Annotated in this window: 17 protein-coding genes; 12 read left to right on the top strand and 5 right to left on the bottom strand. The window is 36.4% G+C overall.

Going from position 1 to position 18,814, the window contains the following annotated elements:
• Positions 1 to 8: 8 nt before the first annotated feature.
• From GGR21_RS06285 to GGR21_RS06275, 3 genes are read left to right on the top strand one after another with little or no spacing between them, the layout of a single operon-like run.
• Positions 9 to 3,104 carry an efflux RND transporter permease subunit gene (locus tag GGR21_RS06285; RefSeq protein ID WP_183306350.1) on the top strand — a complete coding sequence of 1,032 codons (3,096 nt, stop codon included), beginning with the start codon at positions 9 to 11 and terminating at the stop codon, positions 3,102 to 3,104.
• 42 nt (positions 3,105 to 3,146) lie between these two features.
• Positions 3,147 to 3,830: a response regulator transcription factor gene (locus GGR21_RS06280; protein ID WP_183306349.1), complete on the top strand. Its 684-nt coding sequence runs from the start codon at positions 3,147 to 3,149 to the stop codon at positions 3,828 to 3,830.
• 8 nt (positions 3,831 to 3,838) lie between these two features.
• Positions 3,839 to 5,185, top strand: coding sequence for a sensor histidine kinase (locus tag GGR21_RS06275; protein WP_183306348.1), 1,347 nt, complete (start codon positions 3,839 to 3,841; stop codon positions 5,183 to 5,185).
• 14 nt (positions 5,186 to 5,199) lie between these two features.
• Here GGR21_RS06275 and GGR21_RS06270 read toward each other — a convergent pair whose 3' ends face one another.
• Positions 5,200 to 5,796 carry a hypothetical protein gene (locus GGR21_RS06270; protein WP_183306347.1) on the bottom strand — a complete coding sequence of 199 codons (597 nt, stop codon included), beginning with the start codon at positions 5,794 to 5,796 and terminating at the stop codon, positions 5,200 to 5,202.
• On the bottom strand, positions 5,793 to 6,491 hold the full coding sequence (locus GGR21_RS06265) for an outer membrane beta-barrel protein (protein WP_183306346.1): 699 nt from the start codon (positions 6,489 to 6,491) through the stop codon (positions 5,793 to 5,795). The genes GGR21_RS06270 and GGR21_RS06265 overlap by 4 nt, the downstream gene beginning before the upstream one ends.
• Positions 6,492 to 6,930: 439 nt before the next feature.
• Between GGR21_RS06265 and GGR21_RS06260 the strand changes: the two genes are divergently transcribed.
• Positions 6,931 to 7,128, top strand: coding sequence for a hypothetical protein (locus GGR21_RS06260; protein WP_183306345.1), 198 nt, complete (start codon positions 6,931 to 6,933; stop codon positions 7,126 to 7,128).
• Positions 7,129 to 7,196: 68 nt separating this feature from the next.
• On the opposite strand, the gene GGR21_RS06255 is transcribed toward GGR21_RS06260, so the two are convergent.
• Both GGR21_RS06255 and GGR21_RS06250 read right to left on the bottom strand, forming a co-directional pair.
• The gene (locus tag GGR21_RS06255; protein WP_183306344.1) at positions 7,197 to 10,724 is read right to left on the bottom strand and encodes a DUF4132 domain-containing protein; all 3,528 of its coding nucleotides are present in this window, start codon (positions 10,722 to 10,724) and stop codon (positions 7,197 to 7,199) included.
• Between the two features lie 13 nt (positions 10,725 to 10,737).
• Entirely contained in the window at positions 10,738 to 11,175 is a 438-nt protein-coding gene (locus GGR21_RS06250; protein WP_183306343.1) for a hypothetical protein, read from the bottom strand.
• 294 nt (positions 11,176 to 11,469) lie between these two features.
• Between GGR21_RS06250 and GGR21_RS06245 the strand changes: the two genes are divergently transcribed.
• The 8 genes from GGR21_RS06245 to GGR21_RS06210 all read left to right on the top strand — a co-directional run bounded on the left by GGR21_RS06245 (position 11,470) and on the right by GGR21_RS06210 (position 18,138).
• Entirely contained in the window at positions 11,470 to 11,706 is a 237-nt protein-coding gene (locus GGR21_RS06245) for a hypothetical protein (protein ID WP_183306342.1), read from the top strand.
• A gap of 11 nt (positions 11,707 to 11,717) precedes the next feature.
• Positions 11,718 to 12,176, top strand: coding sequence for a hypothetical protein (locus GGR21_RS06240; protein WP_183306341.1), 459 nt, complete (start codon positions 11,718 to 11,720; stop codon positions 12,174 to 12,176).
• Positions 12,177 to 12,180: 4 nt separating this feature from the next.
• Positions 12,181 to 13,581: a hypothetical protein gene (locus tag GGR21_RS06235; protein WP_183306340.1), complete on the top strand. Its 1,401-nt coding sequence runs from the start codon at positions 12,181 to 12,183 to the stop codon at positions 13,579 to 13,581.
• A gap of 16 nt (positions 13,582 to 13,597) precedes the next feature.
• Positions 13,598 to 14,017: a hypothetical protein gene (locus GGR21_RS06230; protein ID WP_183306339.1), complete on the top strand. Its 420-nt coding sequence runs from the start codon at positions 13,598 to 13,600 to the stop codon at positions 14,015 to 14,017.
• An 8-nt stretch (positions 14,018 to 14,025) separates the two neighbouring features.
• A complete protein-coding gene (locus GGR21_RS06225) occupies positions 14,026 to 15,090 on the top strand; it encodes an ArdC family protein (protein WP_183306338.1) in 1,065 nt (354 codons plus the stop codon).
• A gap of 74 nt (positions 15,091 to 15,164) precedes the next feature.
• A complete protein-coding gene (locus GGR21_RS06220; protein WP_183306337.1) occupies positions 15,165 to 15,404 on the top strand; it encodes a hypothetical protein in 240 nt (79 codons plus the stop codon).
• Between the two features lie 5 nt (positions 15,405 to 15,409).
• A complete protein-coding gene (locus tag GGR21_RS06215; RefSeq protein WP_183306336.1) occupies positions 15,410 to 15,721 on the top strand; it encodes a hypothetical protein in 312 nt (103 codons plus the stop codon).
• Positions 15,722 to 15,723: 2 nt separating this feature from the next.
• Positions 15,724 to 18,138 (top strand): ParB/RepB/Spo0J family partition protein, encoded by a 2,415-nt coding sequence (locus tag GGR21_RS06210; RefSeq protein ID WP_183306335.1) that lies wholly within the window; start codon positions 15,724 to 15,726, stop codon positions 18,136 to 18,138.
• A 322-nt stretch (positions 18,139 to 18,460) separates the two neighbouring features.
• On the opposite strand, the gene GGR21_RS06205 is transcribed toward GGR21_RS06210, so the two are convergent.
• Positions 18,461 to 18,793, bottom strand: a complete 333-nt coding sequence (locus GGR21_RS06205) for a hypothetical protein (RefSeq protein WP_183306334.1) — start codon at positions 18,791 to 18,793, stop codon at positions 18,461 to 18,463.
• Positions 18,794 to 18,814 lie beyond the last annotated feature (21 nt).

The raw sequence follows: 18,814 nt of genomic DNA, 5'->3' as shown, positions 1-18,814 counted from the left end.
TTAATATTATGCACAAATTTGTAGAAAATATAATAGCATTCTCTTTACGAAACCATATTCTGGTGCTTTTCATGACCGTATTATTATTTATTACGGGAATTATCTGCTATATCCATACTCCGATAGAGGCTTATCCCGATGTAACAAATACCAGGGTACGAATTATTACACAATGGCCGGGAAGAAGTGCCGAAGAGGTTGAAAAATTTGTAACCTTGCCCATAATGAAGGAAATGAATACTATTCCCAGAAAAACGGATGTGCGTTCGACTTCATTATTTGGTTTGTCGGTCGTTACAGTCATTTTCGAAGACGGTGTCGATGATTTCTTTGCCCAGCAATATTCATCCAACAGGATGCAGGGCCTTGAGCTACCTGAAGGTGCCGATCCTTCAATCGAACCTCCTTCCGGAGCAACCGGCGAAATATATCGTTATATACTAAAAAGCGATTTACCCATCAGGGAAGTGGCTGCAATTAATGAGTGGGTTGTCGAACGCGAACTACTCTCTGTACCGGGTGTGGCCAGCATAGCCAGTTTCGGTGGTGAGGAAAAAATGTTCGAGATAAAGGTAAATCCTGCAGAACTAAGTAATTACGATTTATCCCCTTTAGAAGTGTATGAGGCTGTATCTAAAAGTAATATCAATGTAGGAGGAGATATCATTCAGAAAGGTAGCCAGGCATATGTAGTAAGAGGTATCGGACTGCTTGAAAGTATAGAGGATATAGAGAATATACTGATAGAAGTAAAAGGAGGAACTCCTATCCGTGTCAAACAGGTAGCCACAGTGAGTATATCATCCAAACCACGCTTGGGACAAGTAGGACTGGATAATGAAGACGATGTGGTACAGGGTATTGTTATCATGCTGCGAGGACAAAATCCGGGAGAGGTTATCAACAATCTGAAAGTAAAAATAGACGAACTCAATGACAGAATATTGCCCCAAAATGTCAAGATTGAACCTTTCCTGGACAGGACAACGTTAGTGGATTCTACAGTGAATACAGTTATGAAAAACCTATTGGAAGGTATTATATTAGTTTCCATAGTTGTTTTCATTTTCCTTTTCAACTGGCGCACAACTTTAATTGTAGCTACTGTGATTCCACTATCGTTTCTTTTTGCCATCATTATGTTACGTATACAAGGCCTACCAGCCAATTTGATTTCGATGGGTGCACTGGATTTCGGATTATTGCTCGAAGGCACATTGGTTATAGTCGAAGTCATATTTGTGGCAATGGAACGGCGTTCGGAACAGCTGGGATCCCGTTTTGCCCTGATATCAAAAAACGGATTGATTAAAAAAAGTGCAGGGAGCGTTGCTGCACATATCTTTTTTGCACAAATAATTCTTGTGGTTGCCCTATTCCCAATATTTTCTTTTCAGAAAGTTGAGGGCAAGATGTTTTCACCATTGGCTTTTACACTCGGATATGCTTTGCTCGGCTCCCTGATACTTTCTCTTACATACGTACCTGTTATGTGTAAGGTTTTACTAAATAAACCGGTAAAAGAAAAGTCGAATATTGTTAGTAGATTCTTTATAAGCAATTTACACAAAGTATACGTATTCAGCTCTCAGTACAGGAAAGGCACAATAATTGCTTTTTGCCTGCTATTGCTAATATGTGTAGTACGTTTCAGTTTCTGGGGTACAGAGTTCATTCCCAGCATGAACGAAGGAGCTATATATATACGGGCAACTTTACCCAACAGTGTTAACCTTGATGAATCGGTGAAAATAACAAAAGAGATGAAGCAGAAACTTCGTCAATTCGATGAGATTCAATTTATTCTTTCACAAACTGGACGCCCTAATGATGGTACAGATGCAACAGGATTCTTTAACATCGAATTTCATGCCCAATTGAAGTCCGAAAAAGAATGGAAGCGTAAAATAAAAAAAGATGATTTGATAGCTGAAATCAACGACTCCATCAATATTTATCCCGGGATTATCTTAGCATTCAGCCAGCCTATACAAGACAATGTAGAAGAATATGTTGCAGGTGTGAAAAGTGCTCTTGTTATAAAGATTTTCGGCAACGATTTGCAACAATTGGAAGACCTTGCAGATAAGACAGCAGCATCAATAAAGGATATTCAGGGCATCGAAGATGTAAATGTATTCCGTAGTATCGGATTACCGGAATTACAGATTAAACTGGAAGAGTCAAAAATGGCACGTTATGCCGTTTCGATGGCAGACGCACAGGCCGTAGTAGAAATGGCAATAGGAGGAAAAGCAGCTACTAAGTTTTATGAGGAAGAACGTACTTTCGATGTTCAAATCCGTTTCCAAAAGGAATATCGCGATAATGAAGATAAGATAGGGAATATCCTTATTCCTACCATGGATGGAAAAAATGTCCCTTTGAAAGAGATAGCAGATATTAAATTCATAACAGGACCAACTTTTATTTATAGGGAAGGCAGTAGCCGCTATGTAGGCGTCGGATTCAGCATCCGCGACAGGGATCTGGGTTCGACAATAGCTGAAGCACAGCAAAAAGTAAATTCAGCAGTCAAACTCAACACAGAGAATAAGATGGTTTGGGCTGGTGAATTCGAAAGCCAGCAAAGGGCAACAGGCCGTCTTATGGTCATTATTCCGGCTGTACTTTTACTTATATTATTTTTACTCTACCTCAACTTTGGTACAGTGAAAGACACACTAATTGCGGCCAGTGCTATACCATATGCCTTTATTGGAGGTTTTATCTCTCTTTGGATTACGGGAACTGTTTTTGGTATATCGGCAGGCATAGGTTTTATTATCTTATTCGGAATTACTGCAATCAATAGTATATTACTTATTGTGATGATGAAAGAACGGATGCAACGTACTAAAAATTTACGCCTGGCAATCGATGATGCTGTAAGTAACCGGATTCGTCCCGTGCTTATGATTGCCCTTATGGGTGCTATGGGACTACTTCCCGCCGCACTTTCACATGGCATGGGCTCTGAAATACAAAAGCCGCTAGCCATTATGATTGTAGGCGGAATACTTATTTGCATGGTTTTATCGTTTACAGTACTGCCTCAGGTATTTTATTTTGTATACAGAAGAGATAAAAGGCTAAAGGAATAAATACCCGGAAATGTCTATCTTTATAGTCTGAATGTATATAGTATGGAATTACTTTTAGTAGAAGATAATAGCCGGATCAGCGAATTTGTTATCAAAGGCTTGGAAGAGAACGGATATTCTGTTGTTTTAGCTAATAATGGAATTGAAGCCCGTACCCTTATTAACCAGAAGGAATGGGATATCATCCTACTTGATATAATGCTGCCGGGAATTGATGGACTGGAATTACTACAATATACCCGCTATAAGAAAATACATACGCCAATAATCGTAATCAGCGCACTCGGTGACCCCGAAGATAAAATAAAAGCCTTAGATTATGGCGCCGATGATTACCTTACTAAACCTTTTCTTTTCAGGGAATTAATAGCACACATAAATGCTATGTATAGACGGGCAAAGATTAACTATGATTCTTCCTCCGAAATACTTGTCTGTAATGATCTAAAAATGGATGTCGACAGACATTGGGTTGAACGGGCCGGAAATGAGATAAAACTGACATTGCAAGAATTTAAACTCCTTAAACTATTATTAGAAAATAAGGATAAAGTATTATCCCGTACACAATTATTAGACACGGTATGGGGGCTAAATTATGACACAAATACGAATGTAGTGGATGTCTATATTTCTTATCTGCGAAATAAAATAGATATAGCAGGCTTGCCAAAACTGATCAAAACAATAAAAGGGCGGGGTTATATTTTACAAGCACATGATTAACTATTACGATGAAAGTAAAAACGCGCCTTAGTTTATTTTGTTCATTGATCTTTAGTGTCGTATTTGTGATATTAGCTTTTTTGATATACGGACTATATTACAAAAATACGGAACATACAATATATTCTAACCTGAAAAAAACAGCTCATATATCAGCACTGTTCTATCTGGAAGAAGACGAATTAAGTGCTAAAGAATTTGAGAAAATTAAGAAACAATTCGAAGAAATCGTTTCAGACTCCTCTTATCAGATTTATAGTTGGGATAATCAAATGGTATATGGCAGGGAATCAGTCCCGATCCCCTCCGCAGTTCTGGATAAAATAAGACACAATCATTCTCTGTCTTTTAGAACTGATGATTATCTATGCCATGGCATTTTTTATGAGGATAATCAGGGCGATTTTGTGATAATTTCTAAAGAAAACAAATCTGTTCTGGAAACACAAATCAATATATTATTCTGGATATTAATACCATTGTTTTTAGCCGGGGTACTGGCTATAATAATACTCAGCAGGTGGGTAGCCAACATCGCATACCGGCCGTTTAGTGAAGCTATAAGGGAGGTAAAAAATATATCGACAAAAGATCTGGAAGTTCAGATAAAGTCTCCGCAGACAAAAGATGAGTTACAAGACCTTATCGATACATTCAATAGCCTGTTGGCCAAAATATCAGAAACCGTAGTTATCCAGAAGAATTTTGTACGCTACGTTTCTCACGAATTTAAAACTCCTCTTGCATCTATGCTTGGCAATGTCGATCTGTTCTCTTTAAAAGACCGAACTCCGGAAGAATACAGACAGTTATCGGAAAAACTCATGCAGCAGATATTTCAAATGGAAGAGATATTGGATACTCTTATTATTATATCTGACTTGAAAAAAGATGAAAAAGGGATTACTCAAACCCGTATAGATGAGCTCATCTGGGAAATCATAAACAAGATAAAAGACATTCACCCCTCTTCAAAGATTTTAGTAAATATTGATATTGCTCCTGAAGATGAGAAATTGATGCTGGTAAATATTGAACGTACACAGTTATTGATCGCATTATATAATCTGATAGAAAATGCTGTTAAATATTCACAGAAAGAGAATGTAAGGATTCATCTTTTCAAAAAGGATAATACTCTCTGCCTGTCAATCGAAGATAAGGGCATCGGGATTCCACAAGAGCAAATTCCTGATATCAACAAACCTTTTTACCGTGCTGACAATACCAGTGACATACAAGGCAGCGGAATCGGTTTATCTTTAGCGCTCCGTATCTTCGAAAAAAATTCAGTTAAATACAAAATAGAGTCTTCTATAAATGTAGGAACTAAAATAATAATATCATTTGGATAATTGTTTATTTATATTCAGTCAAAGTTCATACTAGGGCTTATTGCAGTGATCTTTTTACCTTTTTGTTTCATTTCATGAAATTTCTTTAATCTATTACTCATGGAATCCGCTGAAGATATATCTTCCTCATTCGTATCATCAGTTTCTTTAATATCTTCTCCTAAAAGCAATTCCCCTTCTTTTTTATTTATAAACTCTATGAATTTTCTCTTCTCTTTTTCATATTTTTTGTTGGATGAATCCAAGGCAACAAGACCCACACGAGCAGAAATTATTCCAGTTTTTATTTTCATGTCGATTACATAAATTTTACCTTCTTCCAGATTAGCATCAACATAGAAAGTATTTTCTCCCTTAGCAATAAATACATGTTCTCCAGGATCACACTCATATACAAAATATTTCTTTGCTCCTAACTTACCTAAAAACAAATCACCATCATAAACACTGAACTTTGCTAATAGAGCTGCTGTCTCACGCCTGGCAAAATATACAATACATTTTCCCCGACCTGGTTTTACCATTATATCCGTAGCCTGTACTTGTATTTCTTCTTGCGAATATATCTGTAAAGAAAAGAGAATTAATAATAAGAATAAAATATTTCTCATTTTGTTCTAAAGCTTATAAATCCAGTTAATATTAAATTCGAAACACTCAACCTGTCATCCAACCCTTCCATTTTTATAGTTCCCGATGTAAATGCTAATTTTAGGCCGGCACCTATATTATGATTGAATCGATGCTCTCCTGTGACACTATAATAAAAGCCAAACGCTGTTTTATCAACACTTAACTGAGTTAAATTAATTTCAGCAGTATTTGTATAAAATATTGGTCCGAGACCGGCACTGGTATAAAATCCCCATTTTTCATTTTCATAACGTAATACAAAAGATGCACCAACATAAATTAACCTGTTTGACTCTTTATAATTACTGATACTGCCTATATATGGAATATCTATTATACCTGACGCAGTATTGCTTTGTTTTATAAAATTTCCGTTTAATGCTATTCCGAAATGTTCTTTAAAAAAATATTGACCTTCAATATCCAAATTGTAACCATTTCTCAAATCAGAAGAAAATTTGTCTAGTTTCTTATCACCTGTTTTCATCAATTTCCCTAGCCCATAAGCATATCCTCCTCCTACTGTAAAACGAAAATTTTTATAACACTCATTTTCTGTAGCAATATTCTCACCTATTTTTCTGGAAGTTAGTTTTCCTGGTTCTTGCGCACAAAGATGTCCTGAAAAAAAGAACACAAATAGAGGCATAATTAATAGAATTGTTTTTTTCATAATACTTTTGTTAGATTCTTATTTTAGTGTTACATATACTTTTACATGAAAGTAATTTTCTTAGATTATCCTGTTCGCGATCCTTGAACCCAATATTTATATAAAAACGTGCAGAACGCTAATTACTCACGGTAAAAAAGCAAAAAACAGGAAGCAGTATGATGTATTTTATTGTTTGTAATTGAGAGTGAATCTATTAAGAAAGGGCTATTCTTATTGGGATCGTGAAAACCCTAAAATAAGTCTTACCTTTACAGGATAGAAAGCTTTCAGAGATAATCTCATTGAACTTTTGTCCTGTAAATGTAGGATAGGCGAAATTTATTAGAGCTATTTCTAAAACATAGACTTTAATGAATAATGTTCATAACTCATTCACTTCTTTTTTGACTACAACATTTAATTGCCTTAATTTTGTCAATCAATAACTTAAAAAATTATGGACGCAAAAAATTTAATTAAAAATAATTGGTACTCAGCGGTATATAAAAGTGGCTTTTCTATTATATTTCAAGTTACTGATATCGATAACGGTTCACCAACATTCTGTCGTAAAGATGGAGTGATCATTGATACTTTGCCAGAAGGTCATCATAAAATAGAATCTTTCGGAAGCAGCGAGCCCGATTATCAGTAAAAATCCAACCCTCCGACTATACCACTTAGAATATTAGAAATAATTTCCAGTAGTTCTAATTCTATGTATTAATCCAACAGTTGCTGAAGTTTTTCGTCCGTTATCTCGTTATCATTTACCAGAAATATAGTTTTGGCTATAATAAGATAAAGAATATCATCGTCTTCGATAGGTAATATGACCTTCTTATTCTTTTTAATGTTATCCACCGAAGGCAACAAGTTAAGATGTTTACCCGACTGTGTCTGAGCAAAACCACTACCCAGATTTATCTTATATGAATTGCACGTACCATCTACCAACAGGAAATTACCTTCGAAACTAAAAGATGAAACACCCATAGCAGGTAATACCTTTTCCAATATATCATGACGGACTTTAGCTGTAGCATTTTCTGAGAATAGTCCCTTCTCATAACTCTGGTAGTAAGACTGATAGATCTGCCGCCTGGCTAATTCCGGATTGTTGGCTACTGTAGTGGTAGCAATAAACAAATCAATATCGCGACATAACTCTGACAAAACAACAGCAGGTATTTCCACGAATTTCATTTTATCAAACTTATTCGTATATTCTATCTTTGTGGTATTTCCTCTTGTCACAAATATTTCCTGAGTAGGCATTGCAAACTCATTACGTGAATAATCACTTTTCAGGTGGAAAGTGATATCCAGTTGTTTAATATATATCCGGGGCCAGTTGTAACCTTCATGCACATAGGTAAATATCCAGCGCTGTCCATTAGCAATAGCCATCAGTTTGTTTACTTCCAGAAAATGATTGGCAAAACGCGGACTATCTGTCATTTCTTTTTCAGAAGGTGAGAATGGATAGTATTCCCTGAAAATTTGCCGCTCGCTCTGAACTATTTTGTGTTTCCATACATAGTCCTGCCATTTTTTTATATTCTCTATTCTATTAAGTACAGGATGCCATAATACAATAGTATCCGAATCATTCAACGTATATTCTTTACCATCAGCTGTAAGTAATTTATCATCTGCTATAATAAAATCATTGCCCTTTGTAATATTCATCCATACCAGATTCTGTATATGAGGATTGATAAGCGGATGATCCAATATAAATCGTTTCCAGTCGGCAGCACTCCACGAACGATCGTAAAGCCAGTATGTTCGGATGCGCTTACTCAGGTCTTTATAAACTTGATTTATCTGTTTTATTTCACTATTCAGTTCTTTTATTTGAGATTCGTATTCTTCTGATAGTGTAGCAGGTGTTGAACTCTGAGATTTACCTTCTGGTGTGATCCACTTCTTTTGCAACTTTCCTTTCTCGAAGTATAACTGCAATGAATAATCACCCAGCGTGACAATACGCTCATTATTCACAAAGTCGAATCGTGGAATAGTCTTATCAGCCAATAATTGTTCGGGTAAGTCACTTGTCTCTTTGAATTTATCGATAGCCTTATCCAGTGCCACGGCAAAACGATTATATTTCGTCTTGTTGCGCATAATATTCAACATGCCGAATGCTTCTTCTTTTTGAGTTCCTATCAGCAGGTTTATAGCAAAATTACCCAATGCTGCACTTTTAGGTCCTATTCCCGATACTTTTGTATACGCTTTTTCGATTACCAGACGCAGGATATTCAGTGATAGTTCGGATGGATGTATAGTGCACGACCATAGCAATCCTTTCAGCCCTTTTTCATACGTATCAAAAAACCAAAAATCTTCTTTCAACGATTCGGCTAGCAATGCTTGTAGTTCCTGATAATATTTTTCCGACGGGAAATTGTCAATCAAAGATGATAATTCCGCCAACCATTTTTTATTTGCAGTTTTAGTTCCACTGCATTGTATGGCAATATCCATCACCTCATACCATTTTTCTTTACTTGAAAGCTTATCTATGTAACTATCCTTAAACCATTGCCAGTCGGTACTGGAAACAAAACCAATATCAGTATCAAGTTCGGCAAGACCTGCCGGCTTAGTATTCTTCAATAGTTTGAGTGGAATAGTATCTTTCTTCGAATAATTTATATTGGAATACATCGATCGGAATGCACCCGAAGTACCATACATACTTTGTATAAAAGTATAATCTTCATAATTGCAAAGAGTCAAAGTTCCCAAGGTATATGTATAGTAGTTTACGCTACTTTCTGATATCGGGATAGGAACAAGCTGATAGCCTGTTCGTTTGCTGTCCAGTATTCTGTTCAGTTCATCCAGACGTTCATCAGTCAGAGTCATTTCCTGGCCTTCACAAACAATGAGTGCGCGGTCTACATTATCTCCATCTACTGAATAATACCCTTTATTCAGAATATTTTTGATAGTGATGGGTAGAATATAATTCAATTCTGCAAACAGTTCCTTTGTTTTTTCCAGCTTTTCATCACTATCTATACGTGTAAAGTCATAACCGGAAGAACTTCTACTCCCTATCACCTTTATGCCGTAAATTCGTTGCAGATAAAGGTCACGGACGTGCTCATCCTCCACTTTCTGGTAAATATTTTCTAAAATGGCGATTAACTTCTTATCCAGTCGCCAATGACCATCTCTACCTTCAAAACAGCATTCTTCATATAGTGTAACCAACTTGTCACCTACATGCAGTTCATCATTAATGTTATTCACAATCTGACCGAAGAAAGGATTAAAGGCTTCGTTTTTTAGTTTGAACTGATTATACACCCATTCTTTATCAAACCTGTTATTATTGATTATTTCCAACACCATCTGATCCAGTGCCTTATTCAGCCTGTATGGAATCATATCGCTCTTTTGCATAAAGTAAAAAGCAATTGTCAGGTATTGCTGCTCATTACCCTTTGCCTTATCCATAAAGCTTTTAAATACCGGAATCAGGGAAATATCTGTCTTCCTTTTTTTAGACTCGTATACTGCATCCCATTCTTTCGTATTGCCATAGTTAAGTATTTGAAGGAAATCCATAACAATATCATAATCAAGCATGACATCCTTATTTTGGTTCAGCAAATCTACTTCTTCTTTTATAAGAGCAGGAATGTCTTCCATACGGGGATATTCTTTGTCGTCTCTGTCAATATACAATTTAGAAAAGATATAGAGTCTGTTTGTTGACAGTGCTTTTATAAAAGGTATATAGTAATCCAGATCTCTTTTCAGGGCATAGACGCTAAGTCGATTCTTTTCTTCTAGATTCCGATAATCATTTACTATTGTAGCTCCTTTTTTAAGTTTTTCTATTAAGTCTCCTGTATCTTCTGAGTATCTGAATGAAATGAAAAAGTTATCCTTTTCATATTCGGACAGGTCGGCATTCTTCAAAATAGAACTTATTATTGCCAGACGTTCTATATTTTTCTGATGAGAATCGGAAGAAGCTATCAAAAAATACAGTACCGAAGGTACAAAATGCTCATGAAAAGGTGGTTTGTAACTGTGTTCTGCTGTCCGTATCAAGAGAGGCTTCCAATACTCTTCTTCAAACAGTTTCTGAAAATCGGCAACAGATAAATTATCTGCTTTGAACCAATCTATTATCTGGTCTGTAATTTTTGTTACATGTGTTGGTATATCCTCTTGTGGGGTATTTTTCTCCTCTCTACCGAAAAGCCGTTTCAAAATATCCATTCTAGTATTAGTTTTATATAGTAGTGAATTTAAATTGATCTATTCGTGTTGTATCAATGAAGCTTATAACAGAAGTGTATTTGATTTTTATCTTCTCATTCACATCTTCTATCAGATGGTGATCAATATATACAATAATTTTCTTGTCAGTTATAGCAGCTAATAGTCTGTATACTAATATTTCAATATCTTTTTCTATCTCAAATTTATGTTCATTATCTGTCAACCATTGTCTGATTGCAGGAATGTCCTGTTTTTCTACCTTGGCTATATTATCAAGTTCCAGAAAGTTTAATAGGATTTGTACGTCGTTCCAGTCTTTAGTGCCTTTCCGGTAAGTAGAGAAAAGCATAAAAACAATTTCTGTAAAAGGATACTTTTCTCCTCTTTCTATCCCTTCCAGATAATTTTTGCTCTTAATCAGTTGTAATTTGGTTAAGTTCAGCTTCATGTCCTAGTATGATCAGATACTTTAATTTGCATCAAATAACAAATATAAAAGATTTCATCCATATTAAATCATAAAATCGAGGAAGGAGAGGAATTTCCTTGAAAAGGATAATTCAATCATTTTATGTCATTACGCGAAGCTATGCCGTCTTTTACAGGTTGCTGCAAGGTCAAGCCTTTCAGGTTTCGCTAAAAATCTCCACACCTCGCTCCGGCTCGGGTAGTATTTTCTGCGAAAACCATGCACACCTTGAGCCGGCATGCCCTGCTCATGAAATTATAAAATGACCGAATTATGGGAGCATTCAGTAAGGGTATCTTGGCTTTATTGAAGTTAATAGCAATAATAGCAGTGGGGATTGCGGCTGTATGGCTGGCAATAGATTTTATGAAGCAATTGTCGTTAATGACACTGATTCCGGTAATAGGAGTATATCTGGCCTATAAGGTATTCTGTATTACGCTGAATATAGTCAAGCTGCTGGTAAAAATAGCAGTGATTATCCTGATAGTCCTCTTATTTTTCATATAACCATTTAATACATGAAAGAAGATTTATTTTTTGCCTCATTAGGCAACGGTGTAACTGTGTGGGATAGGAACAGACAGGAATTTGGTGATGCTAAAATAGTTGCCCATATAAACCGGGAACGTAAGGTTAGTATACAGGATAAATACCTCTCCAAAGAAGCAGTAAAAATCATCAGAGAGTTTGCAAAGAAAAGGAATGTAAGGATGTCAGTGTCACAACCTGAATTTGTAATGCTCCGACCACTGGGAGTTACGGAAAAAGAACTGGAGAGGGTCAGAAAGCAATATACAAAAATTGCCAGTGAGGATATCAGGGTAATAGCTATGGAGTTTAGCGATGACATTTATGCTTTTGGCTCCGAACTTGCCTGCCTGAAACTGGCTAAACATTTTGCCGGTAAGGATTTAAGAATAAGACATAGTAATAAAGATGTGTGGATGTTTGTAATTTTTGAAAACCTAAATATATAAGATTATGTTAGTGAAAGTACTAAAAGATGATTTTACGATTGACTTCAGGGAGTATGGTAAAATTAAGGTACCCATAGGTACAATGACAAGCCATAAAACCCCGACAGTGGATAATCCGGAATATAACTTCGTATGTGAGTTTGACTGGATAGATAAGCAATATCCGGAAATAGGCAATACATTGAAAAGGGATGCTTCTGTATTTGGTATAAATATACCCGTAGAGATGCTGATGCCTGCATTAAGAGTAAAATTCCTGTATGACGAATCGGGCAATTGCCGTGATATCTTCAGGGATATTTATACAAGCAGAAAGTATTGCAGGATGGAAAGTCGTGGCAGATATGTAGGCTGGTTTAGCGTTACTCCTGACTGGGAAGAACCGGACTGTCCGATAAGAACGGATATCCTGATCCAGGTAATGGGCAGGGATGGTAAAGTAGCCGCTACAGAGATACAGTTTGAAAAAGATGGGAATTATTACGCCGAAAAACACTTTCTATTTTCCAATGAAAAGCAGGAAGACCATGAACTTGGAGATGTATCACATTTGATTTACCGTAACGAAAAAATAAAGTACATCATAGACGGTAAAAAAGAATTTAAAGGAATACCTGAAAATGAAATAGGGGAAGACGGGATTGTCAAATATACCGATAATCTGAACTTTGAAGAGTATAAGAAAGAAGTGAATAATCCTGACCTTATAGTTATTGACCATGATGAACTCGAAAATAGGGTTCACAGGTATAAGCGGTCGCAAATGAAAGTCTTTAAGGAGATCACCAAAGAAGAGTTTGAAGAAAAATACGAATGTATGCCACCAAAGCGCGTTAAGAAAAGATACGGCGCTTTTTCTTTTTTTATGGGTGGAGGTGAAATAACCCTTAGCTTACAGAATTTTTATTTCTCACATCAGGGTAAATACTATCAGGGTATCCGCGATCTGGAATATAAAGAAGAATATCTGGCGGCTGATATTAGGGAATTCATTACTTATTACTCACTGTCCTATGAGAATTTACTGAAACTATCAGAAAGGTATTATAAAATACATGAGGATAATGGCGGCTCATCCGAGTTTGACACTTCAATAAATGACATATCCAGGGCTACAGTTTACCAGTTCAAAAAGAAACACGGACAATGCTTTTTAGGCAAAGTAAACCTCTATGATGAAGAAAGAAAAAGACTCGATGTAAGGCTTGTTCCCTACGAGGAACAATTGATTTACAATTTTGAATATGCTTTTGTCGTACCATGTCATGATGAGAAACTCATAGAGCTAATCCGTGATTATAATACGGAAAAGAAGATCTTTAATTCATCTGAAGTAATGAGGGATATAAATAAGATATTCAACCGTATAGAAGAACTTGGCGGGACAGACCTGTCATGGTCATAATAAATACCAATACTAAATGAAGCCAATAATATTGCCTGATAAAACGATCAAGAATGTAGTTGTCCTTGATTTCGACCATGCAGATGAAAATGATGCTTTATGCCGGTATCTTGATAAAAACGATATAAAGGATATTGGTGAGATGTTTGATGCTGATACCTGTAAGATTAAGATCAGGGATGATGACTATCTTTTTATTAAAATCGAAGATGATAATGACATATTTATTGTCTACTGGGATGCAGAATATAATATAGAGCGGAAGGAATTGGAAACAATTCTTTTTTTGTTTTTCAGCGATGGATTTGAGGAACATTTTACGAAAAAACACTCTGGCTGGAGCGATTATACCCAAGGCTGTATTGCTTTTAAAGAATGGGGACAAAGCACTTTCGCTATCTGGCAATATATCGGAGAATTACCAAATTTTAAATAAAAATAATCATGAAAAGAAAGTATAAAGGTATTGAAAAAGCTGCTGTAAAGTTTACCGAACTGATGATACAGCGTATTAAGGAGATAAGTAATGACTGGACTAAACCATGGATACCAGTCAGAAGAAAGAATTTTTACCCGCGTAATATATCAGGACGCAGGTATAGCGGAGGAAATACCATTATGATCCTGATACATATGATATTTAATCCGTTCCGGACCCCGGTATTTATGACTTATAACCAGGCTATGGAATTGGGTCTAAAAGTGCGGGAGGGTGCATTTCCGGTATATCATTTTAATTATATGTACCTGCACAGGGATACAAAAGAAAGGATAAGTGAGAAAGAGTATAACATGCTGCCCGATTTTGAGCAGGATCAGTATGGAAGATACCCCATAGCCAAATACTACAATGTCTTTAATCTGGATTTAACGGATTATCCGGAGAAATATCCCGAAGACTGGGCGAAGCTGCTGGATCATTACCAGAAGAAAGTGAAGCTAAATGAAGCGGAAATGTTTGATTTTCCTTTACTGGATAGATTAATCGAAGAACAAAGCTGGGATTGTCCGATAAACCTGCAAATACAAAACAGGGCATTTTATAACCTGACAGAAGATCATATATGGCTCCCGGTCAAAAGACAGTTTGCGTCCGGAGAAAGCTTTTATGGTACGCTATTGCATGAGATGTCACATTCTACAGGCCATCAGGAAAGGCTGAAAAGAAAAATGGGTGAGAGATGCACACCCGGATATGCAAAAGAAGAGCTTATTGCAGAGCTGTCATCTGCACTGCTCGGTTATTTTATGGGAATTGAAACGAATATAAGTCAGGAAAATGCCGCTTACCTGAAGTATTGGATAGAAGAACTAAACTCAGAAGTAGACTTTCTGATGGATGTGCTTAGCGATGTGGTTAAAGTGGTTAATTACACAATAGATAAGACCGGTTTTGAGTTACCGGATGAAATAAATATCACCCAGCCGGCGAAAGAAAGTACAAACAAACACTCCGGTAAAGACTGTCGAAGAAGTTGCTGTGATAGACTGATACCCCAAAAAGATTAATTAATAACATAAGCCCTGTATGACAACCATACGGGACTTGCCATTTTTGAAATATGTATGAAGAGTTAAAGTACATGGCAAGAACCGCCTGTCACCTGCTTGAAAACGAAAACTTCCTGAAACTATTGATAAACAGGCAAAATAGAGAGTTGAACCTTTCTTTCAGGGAGAAACCACCGGCGCATATCAGAAGCCATCTGCGCTTTATCGGATTTAACTGGAGCAGGAAGAAGAGGTACTGGCACTCATACCTGAATAATATACAGGTAAAACGAGTGCGGAAATTTTATAAGAATTTGATTAAAAACGGATAAATAACATGGATTTAAATTGTACAAATATCCTATTTATAGGAGGAATAAAGAATAAGGTTGAAATGGAAAAAATCAATTCTCTAATAAACGAAAAGCTAAAATGCTTTTATGTGGATGAGAATATCGGATGGATGGAAATCGGCTTCTTTTCAGAGAAAGTATTTCCGGAAACGAAAGTAAAGGAAGTGGTAGAGAGGTTAGAAACCCCTATGATACAACTGGGTATCATCAGCTATGCTTTTTACGAGAACTATGTAGAATATAATCTATACAAGGATGGGGAATGGACTAAACCATTAACATCAAAAATGCTGTAATTATGAATAAGAATTTTGAAAAAGTAGCAAAGAAGTATTCGTTGAATAACTCTTATTTTAAGAATAAAGACGAATCATACCCGGATACAATGCTCGAAATAGCCCAATATTGGAAACAATTCGGAGAACTTCCTTTTGTTTACCCGGGGGATGATTGGGTATATGATACGATGATCGAACGCCAGAGAAAAAGAGGCGTGTTAGGTAGTCAATACCTGTCGACTAATAAGACAGCCGAACAAATTGCTGTTTTGGCTGAGAACTTTAATCCGGCTAACCTGGAGGTATTGGATGCCTGTTGCGGAACGGGACAATTAACCAAAGCCCTGCTGGAAAAAGGGTTTAATGTAGAAGGTTTTGACGGTGACGGAGAAATGGTAGAACTATGTAAAATCATCTATCCGGAATCCAACTTCTTCCGGATGGACTTCAGGGAAGCCGTAAGTGAAAGGCGTTGGGAATTGATCGTTGCCAATCCTCCGCACGAACATAAATACCTACCTCAGTTCTTTGAGTGGTTATCAACAGCGTTGGCAACTAACGGCAAAGCTATATTGTTACTCCCGACAGATTATATGGTAAAGAAGCACCAGGCATCAGTAGTGAAGCTATTTGCTCGTTTTAAAAGCCTTTATACCGGAGAAGTCTGTGAAGAGCCGCATTTCTCAAAATGTAAAAGTCAGGTCTATTTCCTGGAATTGTCCGAAGAATTTAAAAACTCACTTGAAATGAATAAATCGATAGACGAAATGAAAGCAGAAGAAATCCAACAGCCTCAATTAAAGGATATGGAACCGGATGAAAATGAAAAAATATACCTTGTTCCATTAGCCAGTATCAAACCGAACCCCGAAAACCACCGTAAGAATATCAGGGAAGAGGAAATACAGGAGCTCGCCCTGAGTATAAAAAAGAGTGGATTGCTGCAATCCATTACCTTGAGACCAAAAGCTGATTATTATGAGATTGTTTGCGGGGAGCGACGCTGCCTGGCTTTTATAAAGAATGGGGAAGAGAAAATACCTGCCTATATTAAGGAATTATCCGATATACAGGTAATGGAGATGTGCCTAGCAGAAAATCTGCTGCGTAAGAACCTTTCACCAATGGAAGAATCCAATGCATTCCAAAAATTTATTCTGACTGGCAACTATGCGATAGAGAATTTGGCGACCACATTTGGTAAAACAGATAGCTATATCAAAAGCAGACTACGCCTGCAACATCTCACTGATGATTTTAAGACTCTTCTGGATAACATGGATATATCTTTGAGTAGTAGTCTTGAAATCTCAAAATACGATCTCAAATCTCAGGAAAATATATTTAAAGAACATTTCCTGAATGATGACACATCTAACTGGAGGGATTTGGGAGTTAAGGAACTTGCACGCCGGATAGAAAGCACCTATACATCCGATCTGTCTAAATATAAATTCGATAAAAAAGAATGTGCTTCCTGCCAGTTTAATACAGGCACTTATAGTTTATTCACCAATGCAGAGAATGGCAGATGCACAAATTCCGAATGTCTGAGACATAAAAGAACTGATTTCACACTTGGCTTCTGCAAAGTAGTTGCTGAAAAATATGAAGATGTTGAAGTTTGTATCGCTCCATACGATAAACTTGATGACAGAATGAGTGAAAAATTAGAAGAGCAGGGCATAAAAATAATAACTTCAATCGCAAAAGATTTTCCCGAAGAGCCTCAAAAGCCTATAATGGAGGAATTTAACTCGGAAGAGGAATTTAAAATAGCACTCGATAATCACAAAATAGAGGTTCTGGATTATAATCAGCAAATGGATGAAATTCAGGAAAAAGTAGACCTGGGTGAACTTAAGAAAGTTGTCTATATCGGTAATAACAACCCTAAATTAGGTTATATAGCAGTTAATAATGATATGGTCAGAGATCCCTTAAAAACATTGGATCAGGAAGATGCGGAAAATAAAAAGCAGGCGGCACTGGGAGTAATTAAAGACCTGAGCCAGCTTATACAAACCTGTATGCTGCCTATCAGCGGTTTTTCTGCGTTTGAAGAACAAGCTTTGCTATTTCTGATGCTTGATAGCCTCAGCATAAAAAACTATGCATTATTCGGTATTGAAGATACGAATCAAAAGTTCCTTACCGATGATATGAAATACAAATTATCAAAGACTTTAACTGATCAGCTAAAGATAATTATACAACGTGATTTCATTATCAAACATTTGGTAAAATCGGTGGACTCAAATTCAAAATCATTACTGTTGATCGAGTTTTCCCGCCTGCATTTCCCACAGGAAACGAATGATATAAGTCGTAAATACACTGACTCATACAATGTAAAGTTTCAGAAGATAAAAAAGCAAAAAGAGAAAATCATAAATAAAATTGATACTGTTAAAGAGTCAGATATCAGTACTTAAGGATAAGAAAACAAAGAGATATAGTCATAAAATGCAGAATAATTTTTAATAATTATATAATCTAATGTTATCCATTTAAAAATCTAAATTGAAAAACTTACTTTTAAATCCGGTATGATGGTTATTCATGCCGGATATTTATAAAAAAATCAGCCAGTAAAAAGAACCGAATCCTTTGGATTACAGCCGTTTTTAAGTATATTTACCTGGGAGAGAATTAAGAAATTTACTGAAATTCGTCTTCTCCTCACCCAGATGCTGAAAACCTGAAAAAAGTGACAGATCCGGTTCCAGATCCCTGGCTTTACCTGATTTTCACCACCTACCATCGTACTGGAAGGCAAAGACCTCCCTTCCTTTTATATGCCTTACAGTCATGGCTCCCATAAAATACGGGTGCTCTAAACCTACCCAATCTGCTTAAACATATATATTTCCATATCTTAATTTTTGTGGAACTTCTACCTAAAAGAAGCTCTGTATCCTGCAATTTCCTTCCTAATATTTCATTTCCAGCAAGTTTAAGAATATCTTTTTCCAAGCCCAGAACAAATAAAACCTGAGTGTATATCCCAAAGGAGACAGAAGGCTGCCCTTTTTCGACTTGCCATAATGTTGAACAGGAGATTCCTGCACGTTCTAAAACCTGTTCCATTATAAAACATATTTTATTTTA

This window comes from Dysgonomonas hofstadii, from assembly GCF_014196915.1.
Taxonomy (GTDB): Bacteria; Bacteroidota; Bacteroidia; order Bacteroidales; family Dysgonomonadaceae; genus Dysgonomonas; species Dysgonomonas hofstadii.
Note: the sequence above shows the minus strand (reverse complement) of the source record. Positions and strands in the feature narration are given on the sequence as shown.

Coding starts and splice junctions, on each gene's coding strand:
- GGR21_RS06230 (WP_183306339.1), top strand. CDS start 13,598: ATGAAGCCAATAATATTGCCTGATAAAACGATCAAGAATGTAGTTGTC.
- GGR21_RS06250 (WP_183306343.1), bottom strand. CDS start 11,175: ATGAAGCTGAACTTAACCAAATTACAACTGATTAAGAGCAAAAATTAT.
- GGR21_RS06280 (WP_183306349.1), top strand. CDS start 3,147: ATGGAATTACTTTTAGTAGAAGATAATAGCCGGATCAGCGAATTTGTT.
- GGR21_RS06255 (WP_183306344.1), bottom strand. CDS start 10,724: ATGGATATTTTGAAACGGCTTTTCGGTAGAGAGGAGAAAAATACCCCA.
- GGR21_RS06265 (WP_183306346.1), bottom strand. CDS start 6,491: ATGAAAAAAACAATTCTATTAATTATGCCTCTATTTGTGTTCTTTTTT.
- GGR21_RS06220 (WP_183306337.1), top strand. CDS start 15,165: ATGGCAAGAACCGCCTGTCACCTGCTTGAAAACGAAAACTTCCTGAAA.
- GGR21_RS06240 (WP_183306341.1), top strand. CDS start 11,718: ATGAAAGAAGATTTATTTTTTGCCTCATTAGGCAACGGTGTAACTGTG.
- GGR21_RS06285 (WP_183306350.1), top strand. CDS start 9: ATGCACAAATTTGTAGAAAATATAATAGCATTCTCTTTACGAAACCAT.
- GGR21_RS06225 (WP_183306338.1), top strand. CDS start 14,026: ATGAAAAGAAAGTATAAAGGTATTGAAAAAGCTGCTGTAAAGTTTACC.
- GGR21_RS06260 (WP_183306345.1), top strand. CDS start 6,931: ATGGACGCAAAAAATTTAATTAAAAATAATTGGTACTCAGCGGTATAT.
- GGR21_RS06210 (WP_183306335.1), top strand. CDS start 15,724: ATGAATAAGAATTTTGAAAAAGTAGCAAAGAAGTATTCGTTGAATAAC.
- GGR21_RS06215 (WP_183306336.1), top strand. CDS start 15,410: ATGGATTTAAATTGTACAAATATCCTATTTATAGGAGGAATAAAGAAT.
- GGR21_RS06270 (WP_183306347.1), bottom strand. CDS start 5,796: ATGAGAAATATTTTATTCTTATTATTAATTCTCTTTTCTTTACAGATA.
- GGR21_RS06275 (WP_183306348.1), top strand. CDS start 3,839: ATGAAAGTAAAAACGCGCCTTAGTTTATTTTGTTCATTGATCTTTAGT.
- GGR21_RS06245 (WP_183306342.1), top strand. CDS start 11,470: ATGGGAGCATTCAGTAAGGGTATCTTGGCTTTATTGAAGTTAATAGCA.
- GGR21_RS06235 (WP_183306340.1), top strand. CDS start 12,181: ATGTTAGTGAAAGTACTAAAAGATGATTTTACGATTGACTTCAGGGAG.
- GGR21_RS06205 (WP_183306334.1), bottom strand. CDS start 18,793: ATGGAACAGGTTTTAGAACGTGCAGGAATCTCCTGTTCAACATTATGG.